Below are 25,301 nucleotides of genomic sequence, written 5' to 3'. Positions count from 1 at the left end.
GTCGGGAGCGTGAGGTTACGAGAACCAGCTCCCGAACCACTGATGGAATTTCATCAGCACGAAATCCCACATCCGGCTGAAGAAGCCGCCTTCATTTACCGCTTCCATGACCACCAGCGGGCGCTGCTCGATGCTCTTGCCGTTAAGCTGAAAATCGATAGTGCCCACCACCTGACCCTGTTTCAGCGGCGCGGTAAGCTGCGGCGAATTGAGCGTATAGGTGGCTTTGAGGTTTTTCAGCTGGCCTTTGGGGATCGTCACAGAACCCGCCTCGCCCGCGCCGAGTTTCACTTCGCTGCTGTCGCCAAACCAGACGCGCTGGTTAACGAACGCGGCATCCGGCTTAATCGGCGTGACGGTTTCAAAGAAGCGGAAGCCCCAGGTCAGCAGTTTTTCCGATTCGCGAAAGCGAATGCCGTCGGTTTTCGCGCCCAGCACAACCGAGATCAGGCGCATATCGCCCTGCGTCGCCGAGGCGACCAGGTTATAGCCCGCGCCCGCCGTAGTGCCGGTTTTCATTCCGTCGACGTTCATGCTGCTGCTCCACAACAGGCGGTTGCGGTTCGGCTGGCGGATTTTATTGAACGTAAACTCTTTCTCTTTATGAATGGCGTATTCATCCGGCACGTCGTGGATCAGCGCCTTGCCGAGCAGCGCCATATCGCGCGCGGTGCTGAACTGCCCCGGCGCATCGAGGCCGTGGACCGTTTTAAAGGTCGTGTTAGTCAGCCCCAGGCGTTTGGCGTAGCCGTTCATCAGGCTGACAAACGCGTCCTGGCTGCCCGCCACATAATCGGCGATAGCAATACTGGCGTCATTGCCGGACTGAATAATCACGCCTTTGTTGAGATCGGCCACCGACACCTGATCGCCGGGTTTTAAGAACATCAGCGACGAGCCGCGCAGCGCCGGGTTGCCGGTCGCCCAGGCGTCTTTGCCGACGGTCACTTTATCATCGAGATGAATTTTCCCCGCCTTGAGCGCCTGGCCGACCACATAGCTGGTCATCAGTTTGGTGAGGCTTGCCGGATCGAGTTTTTCATCCGCGTTGCCTTCTGCCAGCACTTTGCCGCTGTGATAGTCCATCAGGATCCAGGCGCGGGCGTCGACCTCTGGCGCGGCGGGCGCAATCGGGTCGGCCGCGTGGGCGGTGGAGAGAGAAATCAACAGAAACGCGCCTGAGAGAGCCAGCACGCGACGAGCGCCGGAGCGTGAGAATGAGGTCATAAGAGCCACCTGAATATCCATTCCAGAAACTACTACAAATCAACCGTATCGGTGAAAAGATGAGTAATAACGCACAAACGCCATCAATGAAACAGCACGGGGGTAAAGTTTTTAAAGTTTCACTTTCCGGTCACAAAGTGACACGGCATTTTCAGGCAGTTGCGAAAGCGCGGGGATTATTCCACCATGGAATATCTTCGTGGCGCGCCGTCGCCGCGGCATCGTTCATCTGCAAAGGAGCAAGATATGATTACCGTATGGGGTCGAGAAAATTCCACTAACGTGAAGAAGGTGCTGTGGTGTCTGGAAGAGCTGGAGCTGCCGTACAACCGCATTCCGGCGGGCGGCAAATATGGCATTAACCACGACGCGGATTATCTGGAGATGAACCCGAACGGGCTGGTGCCGTGCCTGCGCGACGATGAAACCGGCCTGGTGCTGTGGGAATCCAACACCATTGTGCGTTATCTGGCAGCGCAGTATGGCCAGGGCCGTCTGTGGCTGGAAAGCCCCGTTGAGCGCGCCCGCGGCGAAAAGTGGATGGACTGGGCCATCAGCACGCTGCCTGCGCCGCATCGCGGCGTCGTCTTCAGCCTGGTGCGCACGCCGCCCGAGCAGCGCGACCCGGCGCTGATTGAAGAGAGCAAAAAGCAGTGCGATGCGCTGTTCGCCATTCTTGACGCCGAACTGGCGAAAACCCCGTGGCTCTCCGGCGACGCGTTCGGCATCGCCGATATGGCCCCTGCCCCGCACATCTATAATCTCTTTAACGTTGGCATCGAGTGGACGCCGCGCCCGCACCTGGAGCGCTGGTATCAGCAGCTCACCGAACGCCCGGCGTTTCGCAATATCGTGATGATCCCGGTGAGCTGATCACGACGCCGGGCTGACTTTCAGCAGCTGACCGTCGGTTTCGTCGGTCAGCACATACAGAAAGCCGTCCGGCCCGACGCGCACGTCGCGAATGCGTTTATTCTCTTTCTCCAGCAGTCGGCCATCTTCCGTCACTTGATTGCCGTTCACCGACAGCTGGATCAGGTTCTGCTCCTTGAGCGCGCCGATAAACAGCTTATTTTTCCACTGCGGAAATTTATCGGCGTTATAAAACGCCATGCCGCTCACCGCGGGCGAGACTTTCCAGTAGAACAGCGGCTGCTCGGTGCCCGGCGCTTCGCCGCCTTTGGCCTCCGGAATAGGCTCGCCGCTGTAATTGATGCCCCAGGTGGCGAGCGGCCAGCCGTAGTTTTTGCCCGCTTCGGGAATATTAATTTCATCGCCGCCTTTCGGGCCGTGCTCGTTAAGCCATATCGTCTGGCTCCAGGGGTTGAGCGCCAGCCCCTGCGGGTTGCGAATGCCGTAAGACCAGATCTCCGGGCGCACGCCCTGTTTGCCGACAAACGGGTTATCCTTCGGCACGTCGCCGTTTTCCGTAAGACGCACCACTTTGCCCTGAAGCTTATCGAGATCCTGCGCCGTCGGGCGCTGGTTGTTTTCGCCAAGCGCAATGAACAGATGGCCTTTACCGTCAAACGCCATACGCCCGCCAAAATGGTTGCCGACCGAGAGCTTCGGCTGCTGGCGGAACACGACCTTAAAATTTTCCAGCCGCTGCATATCATCGCTAAGCCGCCCGTAGCCGACCGCAGTGCCCGCTTTACCGTCGCTGCCGCCTTCAGCGTAACTCAACCAGACGCGGCGGCTCTCGTTAAAATCGGGCGCCAGCACCACATCCAGCAGGCCGCCCTGCCCCTGATGCCAGACCGTCGGCACGCCGGAGATGGCGGCGGAAAGCCCTTTGCCCGACTGCCAGCGTTTCAGCTCGCCGCCGCGAAGCGTTATCAGCATGCCCTGGTTATCCGGCAGAAACGCCAGCGACCACGGGTTTTCGAGATTATCGGCAAGCACATCCACCTTTGCAGGCAGCGCGGCGGCGGAGGCGCTCACAACGAGCAACAGAGCGAGTAAATGTGGCGAGCGTAGCGGCATGGCGTTCTCCTTATGGCAGTCCCGATTAAGGGTAGCCAGCCGCAGAACGGCCCGGCGGACTTTTACATAATCTTTAACATCGCGCGAAGGGCAAGATACCAGTACAAATTTCCCACCAACCTCTGTAAAATCCCCGCCCTGATAACTCCATAAATGATGAATTTTTGACCTATGAGCAATGTAATGCAGCAGCCAAAGATCGGCTTCGTTTCGCTGGGCTGCCCAAAAAACCTGGTGGACTCTGAACGCATCCTGACTGAGCTTCGCACCGAAGGTTATGACGTGGTGCCACGCTATGACGACGCCGATATGGTTATCGTCAACACCTGCGGGTTTATCGACAGCGCGGTGCAGGAGTCGCTGGAGGCGATCGGCGAGGCGCTGAATGAAAACGGCAAGGTGATTGTCACCGGCTGTCTCGGCGCGAAAGAAGATCAGATCCGCGAAGTGCACCCGAAAGTGCTGGAGATCACCGGGCCGCACAGCTACGAGCAGGTGCTGCAACATGTTCATCACTATGTGCCGAAGCCGAAGCACAACCCGTTTCTGAGCCTCGTGCCGGAACAGGGTGTGAAGCTGACGCCGCGCCACTACGCCTACCTGAAAATTTCCGAAGGCTGCAACCATCGCTGCACCTTCTGCATTATCCCGTCGATGCGCGGCGATCTCGATAGCCGCCCGATTGGCGACGTGCTGGCCGAGGCGAAACGTCTGGTGGAAGCGGGCGTTAAAGAGCTGCTGGTGATTTCGCAGGACACCTCCGCTTACGGCGTGGACGTGAAACACCGCACCGGCTTCTGGAACGGCTCCCCGGTCAAAACCAGCATGGTGAGCCTGTGCGAACAGCTCGCGAAGCTCGGCGTCTGGGTGCGTCTGCATTACGTCTACCCGTACCCGCACGTGGACGATGTGATCCCACTGATGGCAGAAGGCAAAATCCTGCCGTATCTGGATATCCCGTTGCAACACGCCAGCCCGCGGATTCTGAAGCTGATGAAGCGTCCAGGCTCGGTAGACCGCCAGCTGGCGCGCATCAAGCAGTGGCGCGAGATCTGCCCGGAGCTGACCCTGCGCTCGACGTTTATCGTCGGCTTCCCTGGCGAAACCGAAGACGATTTCCAGATGCTGCTCGATTTCCTGAAAGAGGCGCGTCTGGATCGCGTGGGCTGCTTTAAATACAGCCCGGTTGAAGGCGCCACCGCCAACGATCTGCCGGATCAGGTGCCGGAAGAGGTGAAAGAAGAGCGCTGGAATCGCTTTATGGCGTTGCAGCAGCAGATTTCCGCCGAGCGTCTGCAGGAGAAGGTGGGCCGCGAGATCCTGGTCATTATAGATGAAGTGGACGAGGAAGGCGCGATTGGCCGCAGCATGGCGGACGCCCCGGAAATCGACGGCGCGGTGTACCTGAACGGTGAAACCAAACTGAAGCCGGGCGATGTGGTGCGCGTGAAGGTGGAGAACGCCGACGAGTATGATCTGTGGGGAAGCCTGATATAAGGTTTCTGCGCGCCGTTAACGTGAAAAGGCTGCCGGTGGCAGCCTTTTTTATGGCGGGTGCATGGTGATAACGGCGGGTGCGCTTCGCTTACCCGCCCTACATACAATCAACCTGTCCCGTAGGGCGGGCAAGCGTGCGCACCCGCCATTCACAACCAACCTGGCCGTAGGGCGGGTAAGCGTGCGCACCCGCCATTCACAACCAACCTGTCCCGAAGAGCGGGTAAGCGTGCGCACCCGCCATTCACAACCCACCTGTCCCGTAGGGCGGGTAAGCGCAAGCACACCCGCCATCCCGACACACACCCATCATTTTCCCGCACTACCCCTTAATCTTCGGATCCAGCGCGTCGCGCAGCCCGTCGCCCAACAGATTAAACGCCAGCACCGTCAGGAAAATCGCAAGGCTCGGGAAAATCGCCACGTGCGGGGCCATCACCATGTCCGCGCGGGCCTCGTTCAACATCGCTCCCCACTCCGGCGTCGGCGGCTGCGCGCCAAGCCCCAGAAACGACAAACTGGCGGCGGAGATAATCGACGTGCCGATACGCATGGTGAAATAGACCACAATCGACGACACCGTGCCCGGCAGGATATGCCGGAACAGAATGGTGGCATCAGACGCACCGATACTGCGCGCCGATTCAATAAACGTCTGGTGCTTCAGCACCAGCGTATTGCCGCGCACCAGGCGAGCAAAGGCCGGGATACTGAATATCGCCACGGCGATAATGACGTTCGCCATCCCGCTGCCCATTACCGCCACTACGGCGATGGCGAGCAAAATGCCCGGGAAGGCGAACAGCACGTCACAGATGCGCATAATCACGCGGTCCCACCAGCCTTCGTAAAAGCCCGCCAGCAGCCCCAGCACAGTACCGATAATCGCGCCCGTCAGCACCGCAAACACCCCGGCGGCGAGCGAAATCCGCGCGCCGACAATCACGCGGCTGAAAATATCGCGCCCCAGCGAATCGACACCGAACCAGTGCACCATCGACGGTCCTTCATTCAGGCGGTCATAATCGAAATAGTTTTCGGCGTCGAACGGCGCAATCCACGGCGCGAACAGCGCCAGCGCGATAAGCAGTAGCACAAAACCGCCCGCCACCAGCGCCACCGGCTGGCGCTTCAGACGATGCCAGAACTCATGCCACGGCGTGCGCGTCTGGTGCGGGCGAACAGTAGGCAGGCCGTTTAAAATCGCCTGTCGGCGCCAGTTGAAAAGTCGCATCCTTACTTGTACCTGATAGCCGGGTTAATGGCGGCGTAGAGCACATCCACCACTAAGTTGATAAGAATAAATTCGAGCGAGAACAGCAGCACTTCGGCCTGAATGACCGGATAGTCGCGCATCTCTACGGAATCGACCAGCAGACGCCCAAGCCCCGGCCAGTTAAAGACTTTCTCCACCACAATTGAACCGCCCAGCAGAAAGCCGAACTGTAAGCCCATCATAGTGACAACCGGGATCATGGCGTTGCGCAGGCCATGTTTCAGGATAACCCACTTCTCGCTCACCCCTTTGGCGCGGGCGGTGCGCATATAGTCTTCGCCCAGCACATCCACAAAAGAGGCGCGGGTAAAGCGCGCCATAACCGCCGCCACGGCCGCGCCAAGCGTCAGCGACGGCAGAATATAGTGCCGCCAGCTGTCGGCGCCCACGGTGGGCAGCCACCCGAGCTGCACCGAAAAGATATGCATCAGCAGCATACCGAGGGCAAACGCAGGGAACGAAATGCCGGAGACCGCAAGCGTCATGCTCAGACGGTCTGGCCAGCGGTTGCGCCAGACCGCCGCGATAATCCCGGCGGCGAGCCCGAAGACCATCGCCCAGCTCATGCTGGCAAGCGTCAGCCAGAAAGTCGGCATAAAGCGGCTGGCAATCTCTTCTGAGACCGGACGGCGCGAGACCAGCGAGATGCCGAAATCGCCGCGCACCACGTTGCTGATGTAGTGCCAGAACTGCTGCCAGAGCGGCTGATCAAGGCCGAGCTGGTGGCGCACCATACCAATGACCTGAGCGTCGGCCTCCGGCCCGGCGACGAGGCGCGCCGGATCGCCCGGCAGCAGATGAACGAACAAAAACACCAGCACCGCCACGATGAGCAGCGTCGGGATGAGCCCCAGCAGGCGTTTTATGATGTAGCTAAACATGCGAAACCCTGTTTTCCTTCATGAACGCGTCTTCTTGTATGGGATTGGTATTGTGCCACTGGCGGGTGCGCTTCGCTTACCCGCCCTACGATTTACATCGCAAACCCTGGGCTGGCGGGTGCGCTTCGCTTACCCGCCCTACGGTTTACATCGCTAACCCTGGCTGGCGGGTGCGCTTCGCTTACCCGCCCTACGGTTTACATCGCTAACCCTGGCTGGCGGGTGCGCTTCGCTTACCTGCCCTACGGTTTACATCGCTAACCCTGGCTGGCGGGTGCGCTTCGCTTACCCGCCCTACCACGGTTGGGCGCATAAAAGGTAGGGTGGGTAAGCGTAGCGCACCCACCTTCCGGCCATTTACGCTCGCACCCACCTTCCGGCGACGGTTATTTCAGATCCGCGTCCTCAAAACTAAAGCCCGTATCCGGCATCATGTAAAACCCGGTCAGCGATTTGCTGTGCGCCGAGACCAGTTTTTCCACCACCAGCGGCACCCAGGGCGACTCCTTCCACAGCGTATCCTGCGCGGCTTTATACAGCGCAGCCTTGCGGGTTTTATCGGTGGTTTTCAACGCGTCGGCGAGATCTTTATCCACCGCCGGGTTGCTGTAAAACGCCGTGTTAAACAGCGTCGGCGGCCAGTTCTGCGAGGCGAAAAGCGGTGACAGCGCCCAGTCGGCTTCGCCGGTCGATGCCGACCAGCCGGTGTAGAACATCCGCACGCCGCTCTCTTTCTGCCCTTTGCCTTCCACTTCCGAGGCGCGCTGGCCTGCGTCCATCGCCGTCACTTTTGCCTTAATGCCCACCTGCGCCAGCTGTTGCTGCGTAAACTGCAACACCTTCTGGGCGGTGCTATGGTTATGCGACGACCAGAGCGTGGTGCTAAAGCCGTTCGGGTAGCCCGCTTCTTTCAGCAACTCACGCGCTTTGGCCGGGTTGTACGGCCACGGCTGATACTGTTGCGCGAACTCAATCGTCGGCGGCACCACGCCGGTGGCGGGCGTCGCGTAACCCGCAAATGCCACTTTCACCAGCGCCTGACGGTTGATGGCGTAATTGATCGCCTCACGCACTTTCGGGTTATCGAACGGCTTCTGGGTCACGTTCATGCTGATATAGCGCTGCATGATTGACGGCGTCGCCACCAGATCCAGCTTGCTGTTTTTCTCAAGCAGGGCGGCCTGTTCGTAAGGGATCGGGAACGCGAACTGCGCTTCGCCGGTTTGCAGCATCGAGGCGCGCGTATTGTTATCCACCACCGGGCGCCAGGTGATGGCGTCAAGCTTCGGCAGCCCCGGCTGCCAGTAGTGGGCGTTTTTCTTCACCTTCACAAAATCGGTCGGGTTCCAGGTCACCAGTTCATATGGCCCGGTGCCGACCGGATGAAAACCGATCTCTTTGCCATATTTCTCCAGCGCCGCCGGGGAGATCATCGCGGTCGCCGGGTGCGCCAGAATATTGATAAACGCCGAGAACGGCTGTTTCAGGGTGATTTTGACGGTGGTCGGGTCTACCGCCTCGGTGCTGGCGATGTTTTTATACAGGTTATAACGCTTCAGGTGGTTATCCGGATTGCTGGCGCGATCGAGGTTCACCTTTACCGCCGCGGCGTTGAAATCGGTGCCGTCCTGGAACTTCACGCCGCTGCGCAGCTTGATGGTATAGACCAGCCCGTCATCCGACACGCTGTAGTTTTCCGCCAGCACATTCTGCACTTTCATCGATTTATCGAGGCCAAACAGCCCCTGATAGAACGATTTGGCGACCTGCTGGGAGAGCGTGTCGTTGGCGTCATACGGATCGAGCGTGGTGAAACTTGAACCCACGGCCACGACAATCTCTTTCTGCGCAAAGGCGGGCGCGGCGGCCAGCGCAGAAGCCAGCCCTGCCGCGGCAAGCCAGCGGCGTGCGATTCGTTGTGTCATCGTCTTCTCCTGAAAGCCGTACCTGAAAATTAAAAGTGGTGGTCCGTCGCCCCGACGGGGTGACGCGCCACATAATGCCCCTGCCCCACCTGCACCAGCGGCGCGACAAACGGCGCGTCGCCTTTCGGGCGCGTGGCGCTTGGAATTTCATCGGAAAGCAGCACAGGCTGACGGCGCGGATGACCAGGGTCAGCCACCGGTACTGCCGCCATCAGCTTGCGGGTGTAAGGATGTTGCGGGTTTTCAAACACCGCGCGGCGCGGGCCTATCTCGACAATCTGTCCGAGATACATCACCGCCACGCGATGGCTGATGCGCTCCACCACCGCCATATCATGCGAAATAAACAGAAACGAAATGCCGAAATCGCGCTGCAAATCGAGCAATAAATTAATGATTTGCGCACGAATTGAGACATCGAGCGCGGAGACAGACTCATCGGCGATCACCACTTTCGGGTTGAGCGCCAGCGCGCGCGCGATGCAGATACGCTGACGCTGCCCGCCAGAGAACTCATGCGGGTAACGCCAGGCGTGCTCGGGCTTCAGCCCCACGCGCTCCAGCAGCCACGCCACGCGCTTGCGCGCCGCCTCGCCGTCGAGCAGCCGGTGCACCAGCAGCGGCTCCATAATCGAATAACCCACTGTCAGGCGCGGATCGAGCGAGGCGTAAGGGTCCTGAAAGATAAACTGCATATCGCGGCGCACCGCTTGCATCGCGCTGTCGGAGAGCGTATCGATGCGCCTGCCGCCAAAGGTAATCGAGCCGCCCTGCGTCTCCACGAGCCGCAGCAGCGAGCGCCCGGTGGTCGATTTACCGCAGCCCGATTCGCCCACCAGCGACAGCGTTTCGCCGGGCCAGAGGTCAAAACTCACTTTCTCTACGGCATGCACTTCGCGCTTCACGCGGTTAAAGATGCCGCTGCGCACCGGAAAGCGCGTCACGAGATCGCGCACCTGAAGAATCGGCTCGCTGTCCGGCACCACGGTATCCTGCTCGGCGTCGGGCGGGTCCATGTCACACCGCGGCGCGTGATTAAACGGGAATTTACGCGGCAAATCGGTGCCGTTCATCGCCCCCAGGCGCGGCACGGCGGCCAGCAGAGAGCGGGTATACGGGTGCGCCGGGCGGCGAAAAATCTCCTCGACGCTGCCGGATTCCACCGCCTCGCCCTGATACATCACCAGTACCCGGTCGGCCATATTGGCGACCACGCCCATATCATGGGTGATAAAAATCACGCCCATCGACATCTCCTGCTGCAAGACGCGGATAAGCTGCAGGATTTGCGCCTGAATGGTGACGTCCAGCGCCGTGGTCGGTTCGTCGGCAATAAGCACCGCCGGGCGGCACGAGAGCGCCATCGCGATCATCACGCGCTGGCGCATCCCGCCGGAAAGCTGGTGTGGAAAGCGCGCCAGCATCGCTTCGGACTCCGGGATACGCACTAAATCGAGCATCCGTTTGGCTTCGCGCATCGCTCTTTCGCGCCCGAACCCCTGATGCAGGCGAATGGATTCGGCAATTTGCTCACCCACCGGAAAGACCGGATTCAGGGAGGTCATCGGCTCCTGAAAAATCATCGCCATATCAGCCCCGCGCACGTCGCGCATCTGTTTCTGGCTGAAGGTGCGCAGATCAATCACCTGTTCGCTGCGCCGGCGCAGCAGCAGCGGGCCGCTCTCCATTTCGCCGCCCGCCTGTTCAATCAGGCGCATCAGCGAGAGCGCCGTGACCGATTTCCCCGAGCCGGACTCCCCGACAATCGCCAGCGTTTCGCCGCGTTTCAGGCTAAACGAGAGCTGACGCACCGCGTCGGTAGTGCCGCTTTCATCTTTAAAACGCACGCTCAGGCCGGAAACCGATAACACCTGTTCTTCAGGCAAAACGTCACTTTTAGGCACTGCGGTTCCTCGCTGGTGATGGTTCGGCGCGTAAGTATTCAGCAAAATTATTCTCAGGCGGCTGCGTTTTTTCTATAAATATCATTATCGTCGCCGCGCTTTCAGACGAATTTTGAATATAGAAAGAGGCAAATGTGATGTAAAGCCCGGCGGGCGGCGTAAAGGGCGAAACATACATCCCTACCGCCCTTTCTGTCATAATAGGCGCTTTGTGATTGTCGCGCTGGAGTGAAACATGGAACCGACCGCCGGACTGATGTCCCTGGAAACCGCCCTTGAGGAGATGCTCTCCCGCATCATTCCCCTGAATGAGACGCAGACGCTGCCGCTGCTTAAAAGCATGGGCCGGGTGACAGCGCGTGCCGTGACCTCGCCGCTGGACGTACCGGGCTTTGATAACGCCGCGATGGATGGCTACGCCGTGCGTCTCGCGGATGTCGCGTCCGGCGCGTGGCTGCCGGTGGCGGGCAAAGCGTTCGCGGGCCAGCCGTTTAGCGGCGAATGGCCTGCGGGCACGGCTATCCGCATCATGACCGGCGCGCCAGTGCCGCCGGGCTGTGAAGCCGTCATCATGCAGGAAGAGGCGCAGACCAGCGACGCGGGCGTGCGCTTTACCGCTGACGTGCGCGCGGGCCAGCATATCCGCCGTCGCGGCGAAGATATTCGCCAGGGCGCGGTGGTAATGGAAGCAGGCCAGAAACTGAGCGCCGCCGAACTGCCGCTCCTTGCCTCGCTGGGCATCGCGGAAGTGGACGTGGTGCGCAAGCCGCGCGTCGCCATTTTCTCCACCGGCGATGAGCTCCAGCTTCCCGGCCAGCCGCTCGCGGAAGGCCAGATTTACGACACCAACCGTCTCGCGGTACACCTGATGCTCGACGCGCTCGGTTGTGACGTGGTGAACCTCGGCATTATCCGCGACGACCCGAACGCCCTGCGCGCCGCATTTCAGGAAGCCGACCGCGAGGCCGATCTGGTGTTAAGCTCCGGCGGCGTTTCCGTCGGCGAAGCGGACTACACCAAAACGCTGCTTGAAGAGCTTGGCGAAATCGGCTTCTGGAAACTCGCCATCAAGCCTGGCAAACCGTTCGCCTTTGGTCGCCTTGCCAGTAGCTGGTTCTGCGGGCTGCCGGGCAACCCGGTTTCCGCCGCCGTCACGTTCTATCAACTGGTGCGCCCGCTGATTGCGAAACTGAGCGGCCAGAAGGAGGTGTTCACGCCGCGCCTGCGCGTGCGGGCGGCGACGCGGCTGAAAAAATCCCCCGGACGGCTCGATTTCCAGCGCGGCGTGCTGCGCACCGGCGCGGACGGCCTGCCGGAAGTGGTGAGCACCGGCCATCAGGGCTCGCATATTTTCAGCTCCTTCACCCAGGGCAACTGCTTTATCGTGCTGGAGCGCGAGCGCGGCAACGTCGAGCCGGGCGAATGGGTTGAGGTTGAGCTCTTTAACCACCTGTTCGGAGGCTGAGATGACCGAGGCGTTAAGCGATGCCGAGATGCTGCGCTATAACCGGCAAATCATCCTGCGGGATTTCGATTTTGACGGGCAGGAACGGCTGAAGGCTGCCAGCGTGCTGGTGGTGGGCCTCGGCGGTCTTGGCTGCGCGGCCGCGCCTTATCTGGCCGCGGCGGGCACCGGCAGGCTGACGCTGCTTGATTTCGATACCGTCGCGCTCTCCAATCTCCAGCGCCAGGTGCTGCACCGCGACGCCACCATTGGTCAGCCGAAGGTGGAATCGGCGCGTGAGGCGCTTGCCGCCATTAACCCGCACTGCGTTATCGAAACGGTCAACGCACAGCTCGATGACGCCGCGCTCTCGGCACTTATCGCCCGCCATGACCTGGTGCTCGACTGCACCGATAACGTGGCGACGCGCAATCAGCTAAACGCCGCCTGTTTCCATCATAAGGTGCCGCTGGTCTCCGGCGCAGCTATCCGCATGGAGGGCCAGATCACCGTCTTTACGTGGCAGCCCGACGCACCGTGCTACCGCTGCCTGAGCCGTCTTTTTGGCGAGAACGCGCTGACCTGCGTGGAAGCGGGCGTGATGGCTCCGCTGGTGGGCGTGATTGGCTCCCTGCAGGCGATGGAAGCCATCAAAGTGCTGGCGCGCTACGGCGAGCCGTGCGCCGGAAAGCTGGTTATCTATGACGCGCTGCGCACGCAGTTTCGCGAGATGAAACTGGCGCGCAACCCGCACTGCGAGGTCTGCGGCGACGGGCGTTAATCATATAAGCCGTCGCGCTGCACGCTGGCGCTCCCCCGCCCTGGCCTGACGCGGCGCACCGATTCACGCACGTCCAGCGTGCCGTTCAGAAGCAGCGTGCCGACCGCCGCCTGCGGGCGGATAAGCCGCTGTTGCAGCATCAACACCGCCTCTTCGCCGAGCGCGTCGCGCGGCACATGCACTGCCGTCAGCGGCACATCTTCAATCGCCGCCAGGTTAAAGGCGTCGATGCTCATTACGGAAATGTCCTGCGGCACCCGTAGCCCGGCGTTTTGTAACGCTTTCACGGCACCTGCCGCCATAAAATCCCCGCCCACCAGCAGCGCGCCGGGAAGCGTTGCCGCGGGGGTTTCCGCCAGAAACTGCGCGATCAGCGCCTCGCTGCCCCTGGCGCTGAAATCGGGTGCGGTCAGCAAATGGCGCGTCTCGTCAAACGCCAGATTCTGCGCCTCCCACGCGTCGCGGATGCCCGCCAGACGCAGCTCCATCGTATAGCGCCGCAGGCACAGCACGTTCAGCACCTCGCGATGGCCCATCTCGAAGAGATAGCGCGCCGCGTTTTCGCCAATCGCCCGGTGATCCGGCGCGACCGCCGGCAGGCGCATTTTGCGATCGCGGCAGTTGATCAGCACACACGGTTTACCCACGTCACACGCCAGATCGTGAATGTGCGGATCGTCGATGCCGAGCAGCAGCGCCGCCTCGGTCTGCGGATCGTTCATCCGCGCGAGAAACAGATTGGCGTCGGCGTCGTTTTCCTCCAGCGCACAGTAGCGCAGCCGCACTTCGTGAGGCTCCAGCGCTTTGTTGATGCTCTGGATCACGCGGTAATAAAAGATGTCGGACCGCTCATCAAACGCGCGGCGCGGCGCGAACACGACCAGACTGTTCAGCAGCAGCCTGCCAGCCGCCATATCCTCCAGCACGCCCAGCGCTTTGGCGCACTCCCGCACCCGGCGGCGCGCTTTTTCGCTGGTATTGGCTTTGCCCGCCAGCACGCGGGAAACGGTGCTGAGCGACAGGCCGGTTTGTTCGGCGATCCGGGCCACCTGGAGCTTTTTACTCATTTTGTGATCCATCTCCGGTTGTGAAATGAAAAATTTTTCACGGCTGGTTTTAACGATATATCCGTGCCAGCAGGGCTTCTTTTAACACATCACTGTGAATGATGAAAATTTTTGCATAAAAGAGGCTACTACCATTCCAGATGCTGCTCTACTCTCAGGTTGTCGTACAACTTTTATCGAAAACGTGTATGACAAACCCTACAAAAAGCATGTTAATTCAAATAAATAGCGGTCTCTGCTGTGGTTTCCGGCGCGCCCGGAATGCGAGTTGTTATACCCGTCAGGCTAACCGTGGAGAAGAATAAATGAGTCAGAGCATTAATCAGGATGTCGGCGCGGTGAAAACCCGAACCCGCCGCGCCATCCGCCATCTGCGCTGGTGGGTGCTGGTGCTGTTTTTGATGGGCGTAACCGTCAACTACATCACCCGCAACTCCCTCGGCATTCTTGCGCCGGAGCTGAAAGAGAGCCTGGGCATCACCACCGAGCAATACTCTTATATCGTCGGCGCGTTCCAGCTCGCCTATACCCTGTTTCAGCCGCTGTGCGGCTGGCTGATTGACGTGATTGGCTTAAAGCTTGGCTTTCTGATTTGCGCCTCCATCTGGGCGCTGATGTGTATTTTCCACGCCGGTGCCGGCAGCTGGCTGCATCTGGCCATTTTGCGTTTCTTTATGGGCGCGGCGGAAGCGGCGGCGACACCAGCCAACGCCAAGACGCTCGGCGAATGGTTCCCGAAAAAAGAGCGTCCGGTCGCCGCAGGCTGGGCGGGCGTCGGGTTTTCCATCGGCGCGATGCTCGCGCCGCCAATTATTTACTTCGCGCATATCTCCTTCGGCTGGCAGGGCGCGTTTCTCTTTACCGGCGTGCTGGCGCTGGTCTGGGTCGCGCTGTGGTGGCTCTTTTACCACAACCCGGAAAAACATCCGCGCCTGAGCCAGGAAGAGCTGGCGTTCATCCGCCAGGATAACGAGCCGCCGCCGGTGCGCCTGCCCTTCTTCACCGCGCTGAAAACCGTCGCCAAAAACAAACGCTTTTACGGCATCGCGATCCCGGCGTTTATGGCCGAACCCGCCTGGGCGGTGATGAGCTTCTGGGTGCCGCTGTATCTGGCCAAAGAGCACGGCATGGATCTCAAGCAGATTGCCATGTTCGCCTGGCTGCCGTTTCTCGCCGCCGATTTAGGCTCTGTCGCGAGCGGCTATCTCACGAAACTGTATGTGCGCGTCTTCGGTTGCACGCAGATTAATTCCGTAGTCGCAAGCTCAGTGACCGGCGCGTTTCTCATGGTGTCGCTCGCGATTGTCACACTCACCAAAGACCCGTACATCACCATCATTCTTATCTCCATCGGCGGCTTCGGGCATCAGATTATCTCCTGCATGCTGAGCGCGCTGGTGGTGGAATCGTTCGATCGCGGCCAGATGGCCACGGTGAACGGGATGCGCGGTTCCTGCGCCTGGATCGCGAGTTTCCTGTTCTCACTGATTATCGGGGTGACCGCCGACAAAATCGGCTTCAACCCGCTGTTTGTCGCCATGGGATTCTTTGACCTGATTGGCGCTGTGTTCCTGGTTGCCTTTATTGCCGAGCGCCGCAACAAGCGCGCTTTATAGGGAGATGTTGATGAAAACCCTCAAACACTGGAGATTCACCCATTCTGACGACCACCACGTCGAATTGACCGTCGATGATGCCCGTACGCTCTGCCTGTGGGTGCTGGAGCCGGGCCTGTTCCGCGTGGCGGTGAAAAGCCGCGGTGAGTATGCGCTTAACCGCACGTGGAGCATTGCACCTTCCGATGACACGCCGTGGGAAGGCCGCCCGCGCGACAGTCTCGACGGCTTCAGCCTGCCCGGTTTTACGCTTGACGAAACGCCGGAGCACCTCGTTATTAGCAGCGATAAACTGCGTGTAACGGTGCATCAGCCGCTGTGGCTGGAGTGGCACTACCGTGACGACAGCGGCCAGTGGCAGTTTCTCACCAGCGACCGCCCCACCAGCGCTTATCTTATCAACGCGCATGGCGACGGCGTGGCGCACTATCAGCGCCGCCAGAAAGATGACCACTACTACGGGCTGGGCGAAAAAGCGGGCGACCTAGAGCGCACCGGCCGCCGCTTTGAAATGCGTAATCTGGACGCGATGGGCTATAACGCCGCCAGCACCGATCCGCTGTATAAACATATTCCGTTTACCATTACCCGCCGCGCGCAGGTGAGTTTTGGCCTGTTTTACGACAACCTGAGCAGTTGCTGGCTCGATCTCGGTAATGAGATAGACAACTATCACCTCCCCTACCGCCGCTGGCAGGCCGAGGCGGGCGATATCGATTACTACCTGTTCGTCGGCCCGCGTGTGCTGGATGTCACCAAAGCCTTTGTGCGCCTGACCGGTAAAACGCTGTTCGGCCCGAAATGGAGCCTCGGCTACAGCGGCTCAACGATGCATTACACCGACGCGCCGGATGCGCAGAACCAGTTGATGAATTTTATTCGCCTGTGTGAAGAACACGCGATCCCGTGCGACTCCTTCCAGCTCTCGTCGGGTTACACCTCCATCAATAACAAGCGCTATGTCTTTAACTGGAACTACGACAAAGTGCCGCAGCCAAAAGCGATGAGCGCCGCGTTCCATGACGCCGGGCTGAAGCTTGCCGCCAACATCAAGCCCTGTCTGTTGCAGGATCACCCGCGCTATCAGGAGGTCACACAGCAGGGGCTGTTTATCCGCGATTCCGAAACCGACGCGCCGGAGCGCTCCAGCTTCTGGGATGACGAAGGCTCACATCTCGATTTCACTAACCCGGCGACCATCGCCTGGTGGCAGAACGGCGTCACTACCCAGCTGCTGGAGATGGGCATCGACTCCACCTGGAATGACAATAACGAATATGAAGTCTGGGATGGCGAAGCGCGCTGCCACGGCTTCGGCGAGCCGGTAGCCATTAAACATATCCGTCCGGTGATGCCGCTCCTGATGATGCGCGCCTCGATGGAAGCCCAGCAGGCTTTCGCACCAGAGAAACGCCCGTACCTGATTTCACGCTCCGGCTGCGCCGGGATGCAGCGCTACGTACAGACCTGGAGCGGCGATAACCGCACCAGCTGGCAGACGCTGCGCTACAACATTCGCATGGGGCTTGGCATGAGCCTGTCAGGGCTCTACAACGTCGGCCACGATGTCGGCGGTTTCGCCGGCGATAAACCGGACGCGGAACTCTTCGTGCGCTGGGTACAGAACGGCGTGATGCATCCGCGCTTTACGATTCACTCGTGGAATGACGATCATACCGTTAACGAGCCGTGGATGTACCCGGCGGTAACGCCCGCTATTCGCAGCGCCATTGAACTGCGCTACCGTCTGCTGCCTTATTTTTACACGCTGCTGTGGCAGGCGCATGCCGATGACGAGCCGATGCTGCGCCCGACGTTCCTCGACCACGAACACGACCCGCAGACCTTCCGCGAATGCGACGAGTTTATGCTGGGGCGCGACGTGCTGGTAGCGAGCGTGGTGGAGCCAGACGCGCGCAACCGCACGCTCTGGCTGCCTGCGAATGACCACGGCTGGTACGATTTCCACACCGGCCAGTGGTATGCCGGCGGTCAGTGGGTGACGCTGGACGCGCCGCTGGAACGTCTGCCGTTGCTGGTGCGCGCAGGCAGCGGCCTGCCGCTTAGCGCGCGCCTGCGTCATGTGGATGCGCAGCGCGACGACGCGCGCGAGCTGAAGCTCTACCCGTTGCCGGGCAGCGGCCAAAGTGCGGGCCTGTTGTTTGAGGATGACGGCGAAAGCTGGGGCTATCGCGAGGGGAACGCGCTGTGGGTGAACTGGCAGATGCAATGCAGCGCCGACGCTATTCACCTGACGTTCTCGACAACCGGCGATTACCAGCCTGCGTGGCAGGCCATTGACGTGACGCTGCCTGAAAATGAACGCCGTACACTCTATATAAACGGTCAACCCGGGCAGCGCTGGACGCGCTAATACGTCCATACACCGCTGTTATCCTTACGCCGCCGCTATGTTGCTGCGGCGTTTTTTTTGTTTTTTTGAATAACGCGCGCCGTCATGTTAATTCCATTATTAATGACTGCATAATAAATTAATTCATTCGGCATAAATATCCAAAAACATAATGACGACGAAAAAGTGTGTCGGTGCGTCACATTTTATTTTTGTTATTAATCCCGGTGATTATTCACGACGATACATCATCCGGAACCAGACTTTTCTTCGCGCTTCACTGAACGAGCTAAAACTTCATTATATTTATAAAAATCAATAAAATATTATTGATATCCTTTTCAAAAATTATTCATTTATCTGATAACTTTCAATGAGTCATTGATTGATAAGTAAAAACATTTAACTGCCCCCTACCCATCGGTATTAACCATCTGACTTGATAAAATCTCTTTGTTACCGTCACCGCCAGTGCTTTTCTGGTACTTTTTTTGGAACTTGCAGCGGCCTTTTACTTTTTACCCATGACGCCATGATTAAAAAAATAAAGCGAAAGGCTGCATTTACATTATCGTTATTACGCAAGCGCGTTTTAATCACCCACATGGAGCGTGGAGGAATATCCCCGGCTAAATTCATTACTGCTTATTTTTGCGCGGAATAACCAGCGCGCCATAGTGTTTTTTCCTGTTTCTCAGTGAGAGAAAAACCGGTCTGCCTGCAATTAAGGCGGCAGGCTATTTTATTTTCTGTTAAATGAAGGATTATTTATGAAAATGTCTGTATCGTCGCCACAATATCGCATCAGCGCACTTTGCCTGGGCACCTGGATGGCGCTCGGAATGGTGACTTACGCGAATGCCGCCATTGTGGTCGATCAACAAAAATCGTCTGATACCACGGTCAATGTTGCGGGTAATGGTGCGACGATCGTTGATGTGAGCGCCCCTTCCAGTGGCGGCGTTTCCCATAACTACTACAAACAGTTCGACGTTAACAGCGCGGGTGTGGTGCTCAATAACGGTGCCGGCAGCAGTAACACGACGCTTGCGGGTAACGTCAACGGCAACGCGAATATGTCACACGGTAGCGCCAGCGTCATTTTAAACGAAGTGGCGTCATCCAGCCCCAGCCAGTTAAACGGCATGGTGGAAGTCGCAGGAAAAAAAGCGGCGGTCATTATCGCCAACCCGTCGGGTATTACCTGTGACGGCTGCGGTTTCATTAATACCAGTCGCTCAACGCTGGTCACCGGCACCGTTGACATGACCGCCGGCAAAGTCAGCAACTTTAAGGTCACTGATGGCAAAATCGTGATTACCGGCAAAGGGATGGACGATCGTGGAACGGACTACACCGATCTCATCTCCCGCTCCGCGGTTATTAACGCACAGTTGACGGCGCGCGAACTGCGTATCGTCACCGGCACCAATAAAGTTAATTATAAAACGCTGAATACGAAGAAAATCCTGCCGGATCTCTTTAGCGACGAGCCATCCCTGGCACTGGATGTGTCCAGTCTTGGGGGGATGTATGCCAATAAGATTCAGCTTATTGGTACGGAAAACGGCGTGGGGGTACGCAACAACGGCATTATCTCTACTGCGGCGCAGGACATTTCTATTTCAGTAGACGGTAAGCTCGAAAACAACAATATTATTTCTGCGAATACCGATTTGCTGATCGATACCAACCAGCATGATGTCGATAACGATAATGGCCGCCTTCAGGCCGAACGTAATCTCGCCATCGCCAGCAGCAAGCTTGATAACAACAACAACGGCCTGATTACTGCTAAAGACATTAATATTAACACGCACGGCAATACGCTGGATAATAACGGCAGGGGTATTATTGCGAGCGGCAGTATCAACATCGCTGCGGGTGATATTACCAACGGCAGCTGTATCACAGGCAATGATGACCTCACGATAAGCGCCGGAACGCTGAATAACCGCGGCGAAATAAGCGCCAATACGGTGTCTATTTCCGCAGGAAAACTCAATAACCAGGATCTGATTCAGGCGCAGCAGGCGCTGACGATTGTGAGCGATACGCTGGAAAACGAAAAAGACGGGCTTATCAGCAGTGGAACCGACACACGGCTTCAGACTCATGACATTCACAACCGCGGCAAAATCTATGCGCAAGGCGCGCTGGATGCCTATGCGTCCCATTCGCTGGATAACGAACAGGGCACTCTTGCGGCCATCGGGAATATGACGCTGGATACCAAAACATTATCCAATACCGCCGGTAGCATTTTTAGCGCCAGACAGCTGGATATTGTTGCCGACAAGATTGATAACAGCGCAGGTTTATTTACCGAGGGAGGGACTATCGCCGGTAACACTGTCACGGTCAGCAGCGGATATTTCAATAATGACAAAGGGACAGTGAAAGGTAATAAGATCTATCTGCAAGGCGATACGTTTGATGTCGGTAACGGTCATATTGCGGCAACCGGCGATATTACGGTTAACGCGGATGACGATTTCTATGTCAATAACCACGGCTCTGTGGAATCGAAAGCAGGAAATATTAACATCAATGCTGCCGACAATTTCTCAAACGACGGCACCATCAAAGCGACCGGGGCGATTAACCTTAATAGCAGCACATTCTCCAACAAAGGCAGCATCTCTACCGGCGATAAAATCGCAATTTATGCGGCAAAATCGTTTGAGAATGAAAACCACGGTTATATCAACGGTCGCAACGGACTGTCGATTGAGGCGGTGAATACGCTGGATAACGAAGGTTCGCTCTATTCCTACGACACGATCACGCTGCGCTCACATAAAGTCACGAACCATAGCGGTGCTAAAATCTCCAGCGACGATAATGAGATCTTTACCGATCGCTTTGTGAATCATGGCCGCATCGAAGGGTATTACGATCTGCACGATTATTAATCGACTATTGCAATTCTGAAACCTGACGAAAAAAACGGGTAGTCATCTGACTACCCGTTATTGTTTTAATGCGGCGAATCGTTATTCGATGCCTTTGCTGCGCAGATAATCTTCGTAACCGCCGGAGAAATCCACCACGCGTTCCGGGGTAATTTCAATCACGCGGGTCGCAAGAGAGCTGACGAATTCACGGTCGTGGGAGACGAAAATCAGCGTGCCCTGATACATTTCCAGCGCGGCGTTCAGCGATTCGATCGATTCCATATCCAGGTGGTTGGTCGGTTCATCCATCACCAGAATATTCGGCTTTTGCATCATCAGCTTGCCGAACAGCATACGGCCCTTTTCACCACCGGAGAGCACTTTGGCGGGCTTTTTGATTTCGTCCTGGCTGAACAGCAGACGTCCAAGAATGCTGCGTACCGCCTGTTCGTCATCACCTTCCTGCTTCCACTGGCTCATCCAGTCGAAAACGGTGAGATCATTGTCGAACTCATATTCGTGATCCTGCGCGTAGTAGCCAATCTGCGCGTTCTCGGACCATTTCACGGTGCCGTTATCCGGTTGCAGTTCGCCCACCAGCGTTTTCAGCATGGTGGATTTACCCACACCGTTGGCGCCGAGGATAGCCAGCTTCTCGCCCACTTCCAGCAACAGGCCGACGTTTTTAAACAGCGGGCCGTTATCGAAGCCTTTGGTCATGGCTTCCACTTCCAGCGCGTTGCGGAACAGTTTCTTGTCCTGCTCGAAGCGGATAAACGGGTTCTGACGGCTGGAGGCTTTCACCTCTTCCAGTTTGATTTTATCAATCTGGCGGGCACGGGACGTCGCCTGACGGGATTTCGAGGCGTTGGCGCTAAAGCGGCTCACAAACGACTGCAGGTCCGCAATCTGGGCTTTTTTCTTGGCGTTGTCCGCCAGCAGACGCTCGCGCGCCTGGGTCGCCGCGGTCATGTATTCGTCGTAGTTGCCCGGATAAACGCGCAGCTCGCCGTAATCGAGATCCGCCATGTGGGTGCAGACCATGTTCAGGAAGTGACGGTCGTGCGAAATGATAATCATGGTGCTGTCGCGATCGTTCAGCGTCTGCTCCAGCCAGCGAATGGTGTCGATGTCCAGGTTGTTCGTCGGTTCGTCGAGCAGCAGGATATCCGGGTTAGAGAACAGCGCCTGCGCCAGCAGCACACGCAGCTTCCAGCCAGGAGCGACTTCGCTCATCAGGCCGTAGTGCTGCTCCAGCGGAATACCGACGCCCAGCAACAGCTCACCGGCGCGGGATTCCGCGCTGTAGCCGTCCATTTCGCCATATTTCACTTCGAGATCGGCCACTTTATAGCCGTCCTCTTCGCTCATCTCCGGCAGACTGTAGATGCGATCGCGCTCCTGCTTCACTTCCCACAGTTCGCTGTGCCCCATGATTACGGTGTCCAGCACGGTATATTGTTCAAACGCGAACTGATCCTGACGCAGCTTACCGATGCGTTCGTTAGGGTCGAGCGAAACGTTGCCCGCGCTCGGCTGTAAATCGCCGCCGAGGATTTTCATGAAAGTGGACTTGCCGCTCCCGTTGGCGCCAATCAGACCGTAACGGTTGCCGCCGCCAAACTTGACGGAAATGTTTTCAAACAGCGGCTTACTGCCGAACTGCATGGTGACGTTGCTGGTAACTAACACGCGTAATTCCTGGGTAAGATGTGTGATAAACAACGCATTATGCCATAACTCCGAATTTATTTCCCCCGTCAATGGACTGACTACACTGACTCAGGAATGGGAAAAAAATGTGAATAAGCACACAACTCAATTCCCTGCTACGGAGAATGCACATATAATGCGCTCCCTGTATTGTTTCGTTCACTCTAACGGCCGGTCTGGCAACGATATTTGCATAACATGAAGATGAAATTACGCACGCTTTTAGTGGCAGCCTTCGCAGTCGTCGGGTTTTGTAAATCCGCCTCTGCGGTGACTTATCCTCTGCCGACCGACGGTAGCCGTCTGGTGGGTGAAAACCAGGTAGTGACGATCCCGGATGGCAATACGCTGCCGCTGGAGGATTTCGCCGCTCAGTATCAGATGGGGCTTTCCAACATGCTGGAAGCCAACCCGGGCGTTGACCCGTATCTGCCGAAAGGCGGCACCATTCTGAACATTCCTCAGCAGCTGATCCTGCCGGATACGCCGCATGAAGGGATTGTGATTAACAGCGCCGAAATGCGTCTGTATTACTACCCGAAAGGCACCAACACCGTTATCGTGCTGCCGATTGGTATCGGTCAGCTCGGTAAAGACACCCCGATCAACTGGGTGACCAAAGTGGAGCGCAAGCGCGCGAACCCGACCTGGACGCCAACCGCCAAGATGCATGCGGAATACGCGGCCGCGGGCGAACCGCTGCCGCCGGTGGTACCGGCTGGCCCGGATAACCCGATGGGCCTCTACGCGCTCTACATCGGTCGCCTGTACGCTATCCACGGTACCAATGCCAACTTCGGTATCGGCCTTCGCGTGAGCCACGGCTGCGTACGTCTGCGTAACGAAGACATTAAATTCCTGTTTGAGAACGTGCCGGTCGGCACCCGCGTACAGTTTGTCAACGAGCCGGTGAAAGCGACCACCGAGCCGGATGGCAGCCGTTACATCGAGGTGCATAACCCGCTTTCCACCAGCGAAGATCAGATCAACAACAACGAACTGGTGCCGATTACGCTGACCAAAGCGGTGACCACCGTCACCAGCCAGAGCGATGTCGATCAGAACGTCGTTGAACAGGCGGTACAGAACCGTTCCGGTATGCCGGTCCGTCTGAACTAATCTGCCGCAAGGCGATAAAAAAACCCCGCGCGCATCGCTGCCCGCGGGGTTTTTTATTGATGGTGAAAGCCCTTAGCCGCGCGGCGCGGGGCCAAACACGTCGTAGTCCGGCAGACGCACGTTCTGATAAGGCTCCCAGCCGCCGCCGAGCGCTTTGTAGAGCGCGACCAGATCGAGACTGCTTTGCACCCGCGCCTGCGCGCGCTGCTGCTCGGCCTGTGCCAGCTGGCGCTGGGCGTCGAGCACGTCGATAAACGTGGCGATGCCTTTACGGTAGCTGTCGCTCGCCAGATCGAACGAGGTTTGCAACGCCTCCAGGGTTTTCTCAAGCCCGGCCTCGCGCTGTTGATCGGTGCGGTAGCTCACCAGCGCGTTTTCCACATCGCTTAACGCCGTCAGCACCGTCTGGCGATACTGCAACGCCGCCGCGCCCTGCTCCGCGCGGGCAAGTTTCACGCTGGAGACCAGTCGCCCGCCCTGGAAGATGGGAATCGAAACCTGCGGGCCGAAGCTGTAAAAGTGGCTGCTCCAGTCGGTGAGGTAACTGGTTTCGCTGTTACGCATCCCGAACTGGCCCGAGAGCGACAGGCTCGGGAAGAGCTGCGCCACAGACACCCCGATTTGCGCGGTCGCGGCGTGGAGCCGTGCTTCGGCTTCACGCACGTCCGGGCGACGGCGCGCGAGCGTTGAGGGAATGCCCACCGGCACGATTTCCGGCAGCGGTGGTAACGGCTGCGCGGCCTGCAATTCTGCATCAAGCGCGCCCGGCGGTTTGCCAAGCAGCACCGCCAGCCCGTTCATCGCCTGACGCTCCTGCGCCTGATACTGCGGCAGTTGCGCCTGGAGCGAACCAAGCTGGGCGCGGGCGTTTTCCACATCCAGCTGCGGCGACAGCCCGCTTTGTTGGCGGCTTTCGGTCAGCTCCAGCGTCTGCTGCGCTGAGGCGATCTGCTGATTCATGGTGGCGAGAATGCTCTGCGCGCCGCGCAGTTGCAGCCAGGCGCGCGCCACTTCGGCTTCCAGCGAAACCAGCGCGTCGTTGCGCTGCTCAATCGCCGCCTTCTGCTGCGCGTCTGCGGCCTCTACCTGACGGCGCACTTTGCCCCACAGGTCAATTTCCCACTGCGCGTCAAAGCTACCCTGATAGAGGTTAATCGGCTGCGTCAGCGGCCCGAGCGCGGAACTGATTTGCGGATCGACCGCATCAAGCTGGCCATAGACGTCATGCGATTTCAGCTCGCCTTCCAGACCAAGCTGCTGGCGCGTGGCGCGCACGTTGCCGTTGACCGCCGGGAAAAACGCGCCGCCCGCCTGGTTTATCTGTTCACGGGCCCCGGCGATACGCAGCACCGTTTGCTGTAGCGATAAATTACCGGCGATGGCGCGCTCAATCAGGCTGTCGAGCTGCGGCGATTTAAACGTGCGCCACCAGCGCGGGTCCGGCGCGGTGCTGCGCGCCTTTGAGGCCACATCCGGCGCGTTCTGCCGGGCGGTTTCGCCGAAAGCGCCTGGCGTTACGGGCTCCGGCCGTTGGTAATCAGGGCCAACCGCGCAGCCTGCCAGCAGCAGCGCCAGCGCCGTCAGTGATAAGGGGAAGGTCACTCTCCCGGACATA

At 58.4% G+C, this 25,301-nt stretch carries 17 protein-coding genes; 8 read left to right on the top strand and 9 right to left on the bottom strand.

Annotated elements, in window-relative coordinates; genetic code table 11:
* Window positions 1-15: 15 nt before the first annotated feature.
* Window positions 16-1,227 carry a serine-type D-Ala-D-Ala carboxypeptidase gene (gene dacC / locus ACUW6V_RS05920; protein ID WP_004388116.1) on the bottom strand — a complete coding sequence of 404 codons (1,212 nt, stop codon included), beginning with the start codon at window positions 1,225-1,227 and terminating at the stop codon, window positions 16-18.
* A gap of 246 nt (window positions 1,228-1,473) precedes the next feature.
* Between dacC and ACUW6V_RS05915 the strand changes: the two genes are divergently transcribed.
* Complete coding sequence (locus tag ACUW6V_RS05915; RefSeq protein WP_004388117.1) at window positions 1,474-2,100, top strand: glutathione S-transferase family protein; 627 nt, start codon at window positions 1,474-1,476, stop codon at window positions 2,098-2,100.
* On the opposite strand, the gene ACUW6V_RS05910 is transcribed toward ACUW6V_RS05915, so the two are convergent.
* Window positions 2,101-3,213 (bottom strand): PQQ-dependent sugar dehydrogenase, encoded by a 1,113-nt coding sequence (locus ACUW6V_RS05910; RefSeq protein WP_426383283.1) that lies wholly within the window; start codon window positions 3,211-3,213, stop codon window positions 2,101-2,103.
* A gap of 171 nt (window positions 3,214-3,384) precedes the next feature.
* On the opposite strand from ACUW6V_RS05910, the gene rimO reads away from it, so the two are divergent.
* Window positions 3,385-4,710, top strand: a complete 1,326-nt coding sequence (gene rimO / locus ACUW6V_RS05905; protein WP_032990082.1) for a 30S ribosomal protein S12 methylthiotransferase RimO — start codon at window positions 3,385-3,387, stop codon at window positions 4,708-4,710.
* A gap of 322 nt (window positions 4,711-5,032) precedes the next feature.
* Here rimO and gsiD read toward each other — a convergent pair whose 3' ends face one another.
* From gsiD to gsiA, 4 genes are all read right to left on the bottom strand, one after another.
* Window positions 5,033-5,944, bottom strand: a complete 912-nt coding sequence (gene gsiD, locus ACUW6V_RS05900) for a glutathione ABC transporter permease GsiD (protein ID WP_012125259.1) — start codon at window positions 5,942-5,944, stop codon at window positions 5,033-5,035.
* Window positions 5,945-5,946: 2 nt separating this feature from the next.
* Entirely contained in the window at window positions 5,947-6,867 is a 921-nt protein-coding gene (gsiC, locus tag ACUW6V_RS05895; protein ID WP_012125260.1) for a glutathione ABC transporter permease GsiC, read from the bottom strand.
* A 386-nt stretch (window positions 6,868-7,253) separates the two neighbouring features.
* A complete protein-coding gene (gene gsiB, locus ACUW6V_RS05890) occupies window positions 7,254-8,792 on the bottom strand; it encodes a glutathione ABC transporter substrate-binding protein GsiB (protein WP_004388439.1) in 1,539 nt (512 codons plus the stop codon).
* 29 nt (window positions 8,793-8,821) lie between these two features.
* Window positions 8,822-10,696 carry a glutathione ABC transporter ATP-binding protein GsiA gene (gsiA, locus tag ACUW6V_RS05885; RefSeq protein ID WP_454038124.1) on the bottom strand — a complete coding sequence of 625 codons (1,875 nt, stop codon included), beginning with the start codon at window positions 10,694-10,696 and terminating at the stop codon, window positions 8,822-8,824.
* 235 nt (window positions 10,697-10,931) lie between these two features.
* Here gsiA and moeA point away from each other — a divergent pair, with 235 nt between their 5' ends.
* Window positions 10,932-12,161 (top strand): molybdopterin molybdotransferase MoeA, encoded by a 1,230-nt coding sequence (gene moeA / locus ACUW6V_RS05880; RefSeq protein WP_054624842.1) that lies wholly within the window; start codon window positions 10,932-10,934, stop codon window positions 12,159-12,161.
* Window position 12,162: 1 nt separating this feature from the next.
* Window positions 12,163-12,921: a molybdopterin-synthase adenylyltransferase MoeB gene (gene moeB, locus ACUW6V_RS05875; protein WP_454038123.1), complete on the top strand. Its 759-nt coding sequence runs from the start codon at window positions 12,163-12,165 to the stop codon at window positions 12,919-12,921.
* Here moeB and ACUW6V_RS05870 read toward each other — a convergent pair.
* Window positions 12,918-13,988: a LacI family DNA-binding transcriptional regulator gene (locus tag ACUW6V_RS05870; RefSeq protein WP_104658717.1), complete on the bottom strand. Its 1,071-nt coding sequence runs from the start codon at window positions 13,986-13,988 to the stop codon at window positions 12,918-12,920. The genes moeB and ACUW6V_RS05870 overlap by 4 nt on opposite strands.
* 305 nt (window positions 13,989-14,293) lie before the next feature.
* On the opposite strand from ACUW6V_RS05870, the gene ACUW6V_RS05865 reads away from it, so the two are divergent.
* The 3 genes from ACUW6V_RS05865 (at window position 14,294) to ACUW6V_RS05855 (ending at window position 20,872) form a co-directional block, all read left to right on the top strand.
* Complete coding sequence (locus tag ACUW6V_RS05865; protein ID WP_454038122.1) at window positions 14,294-15,604, top strand: MFS transporter; 1,311 nt, start codon at window positions 14,294-14,296, stop codon at window positions 15,602-15,604.
* A gap of 10 nt (window positions 15,605-15,614) precedes the next feature.
* On the top strand, window positions 15,615-17,978 hold the full coding sequence (locus ACUW6V_RS05860; protein WP_454038121.1) for a TIM-barrel domain-containing protein: 2,364 nt from the start codon (window positions 15,615-15,617) through the stop codon (window positions 17,976-17,978).
* A gap of 749 nt (window positions 17,979-18,727) precedes the next feature.
* A complete protein-coding gene (locus tag ACUW6V_RS05855; RefSeq protein ID WP_454038120.1) occupies window positions 18,728-20,872 on the top strand; it encodes a two-partner secretion domain-containing protein in 2,145 nt (714 codons plus the stop codon).
* A gap of 81 nt (window positions 20,873-20,953) precedes the next feature.
* On the opposite strand, the gene ACUW6V_RS05850 is transcribed toward ACUW6V_RS05855, so the two are convergent.
* Window positions 20,954-22,546: an ABC-F family ATPase gene (locus ACUW6V_RS05850; protein ID WP_454038119.1), complete on the bottom strand. Its 1,593-nt coding sequence runs from the start codon at window positions 22,544-22,546 to the stop codon at window positions 20,954-20,956.
* 219 nt (window positions 22,547-22,765) lie between these two features.
* Between ACUW6V_RS05850 and ldtB the strand changes: the two genes are divergently transcribed.
* A complete protein-coding gene (gene ldtB / locus ACUW6V_RS05845) occupies window positions 22,766-23,686 on the top strand; it encodes a L,D-transpeptidase (RefSeq protein WP_004388448.1) in 921 nt (306 codons plus the stop codon).
* A gap of 72 nt (window positions 23,687-23,758) precedes the next feature.
* Here the strand turns inward: ldtB and ACUW6V_RS05840 are convergent, their stop codons facing one another.
* Complete coding sequence (locus ACUW6V_RS05840; RefSeq protein ID WP_063264866.1) at window positions 23,759-25,300, bottom strand: efflux transporter outer membrane subunit; 1,542 nt, start codon at window positions 25,298-25,300, stop codon at window positions 23,759-23,761.
* Between the last annotated feature and the right edge of the window lies 1 nt (window position 25,301).

It is taken from the genome of Cronobacter sp. 153480017-3 (assembly GCF_053627815.1).
Note: the sequence above shows the minus strand (reverse complement) of the source record. Positions and strands in the feature narration are given on the sequence as shown.

What these genes read in the sequence shown, in the direction of transcription:
- dacC (WP_004388116.1), bottom strand. Translation starts at nt 1,227, where the DNA reads ATGACCTCATTCTCACGCTCCGGCGCTCGTCGCGTGCTGGCTCTCTCA.
- ACUW6V_RS05915 (WP_004388117.1), top strand. Translation starts at nt 1,474, where the DNA reads ATGATTACCGTATGGGGTCGAGAAAATTCCACTAACGTGAAGAAGGTG.
- ACUW6V_RS05910 (WP_426383283.1), bottom strand. Translation starts at nt 3,213, where the DNA reads ATGCCGCTACGCTCGCCACATTTACTCGCTCTGTTGCTCGTTGTGAGC.
- rimO (WP_032990082.1), top strand. Translation starts at nt 3,385, where the DNA reads ATGAGCAATGTAATGCAGCAGCCAAAGATCGGCTTCGTTTCGCTGGGC.
- gsiD (WP_012125259.1), bottom strand. Translation starts at nt 5,944, where the DNA reads ATGCGACTTTTCAACTGGCGCCGACAGGCGATTTTAAACGGCCTGCCT.
- gsiC (WP_012125260.1), bottom strand. Translation starts at nt 6,867, where the DNA reads ATGTTTAGCTACATCATAAAACGCCTGCTGGGGCTCATCCCGACGCTG.
- gsiB (WP_004388439.1), bottom strand. Translation starts at nt 8,792, where the DNA reads ATGACACAACGAATCGCACGCCGCTGGCTTGCCGCGGCAGGGCTGGCT.
- moeA (WP_054624842.1), top strand. Translation starts at nt 10,932, where the DNA reads ATGGAACCGACCGCCGGACTGATGTCCCTGGAAACCGCCCTTGAGGAG.
- moeB (WP_454038123.1), top strand. Translation starts at nt 12,163, where the DNA reads ATGACCGAGGCGTTAAGCGATGCCGAGATGCTGCGCTATAACCGGCAA.
- ACUW6V_RS05870 (WP_104658717.1), bottom strand. Translation starts at nt 13,988, where the DNA reads ATGAGTAAAAAGCTCCAGGTGGCCCGGATCGCCGAACAAACCGGCCTG.
- ACUW6V_RS05865 (WP_454038122.1), top strand. Translation starts at nt 14,294, where the DNA reads ATGAGTCAGAGCATTAATCAGGATGTCGGCGCGGTGAAAACCCGAACC.
- ACUW6V_RS05860 (WP_454038121.1), top strand. Translation starts at nt 15,615, where the DNA reads ATGAAAACCCTCAAACACTGGAGATTCACCCATTCTGACGACCACCAC.
- ACUW6V_RS05855 (WP_454038120.1), top strand. Translation starts at nt 18,728, where the DNA reads ATGAAAATGTCTGTATCGTCGCCACAATATCGCATCAGCGCACTTTGC.
- ldtB (WP_004388448.1), top strand. Translation starts at nt 22,766, where the DNA reads ATGAAGATGAAATTACGCACGCTTTTAGTGGCAGCCTTCGCAGTCGTC.
- ACUW6V_RS05840 (WP_063264866.1), bottom strand. Translation starts at nt 25,300, where the DNA reads ATGTCCGGGAGAGTGACCTTCCCCTTATCACTGACGGCGCTGGCGCTG.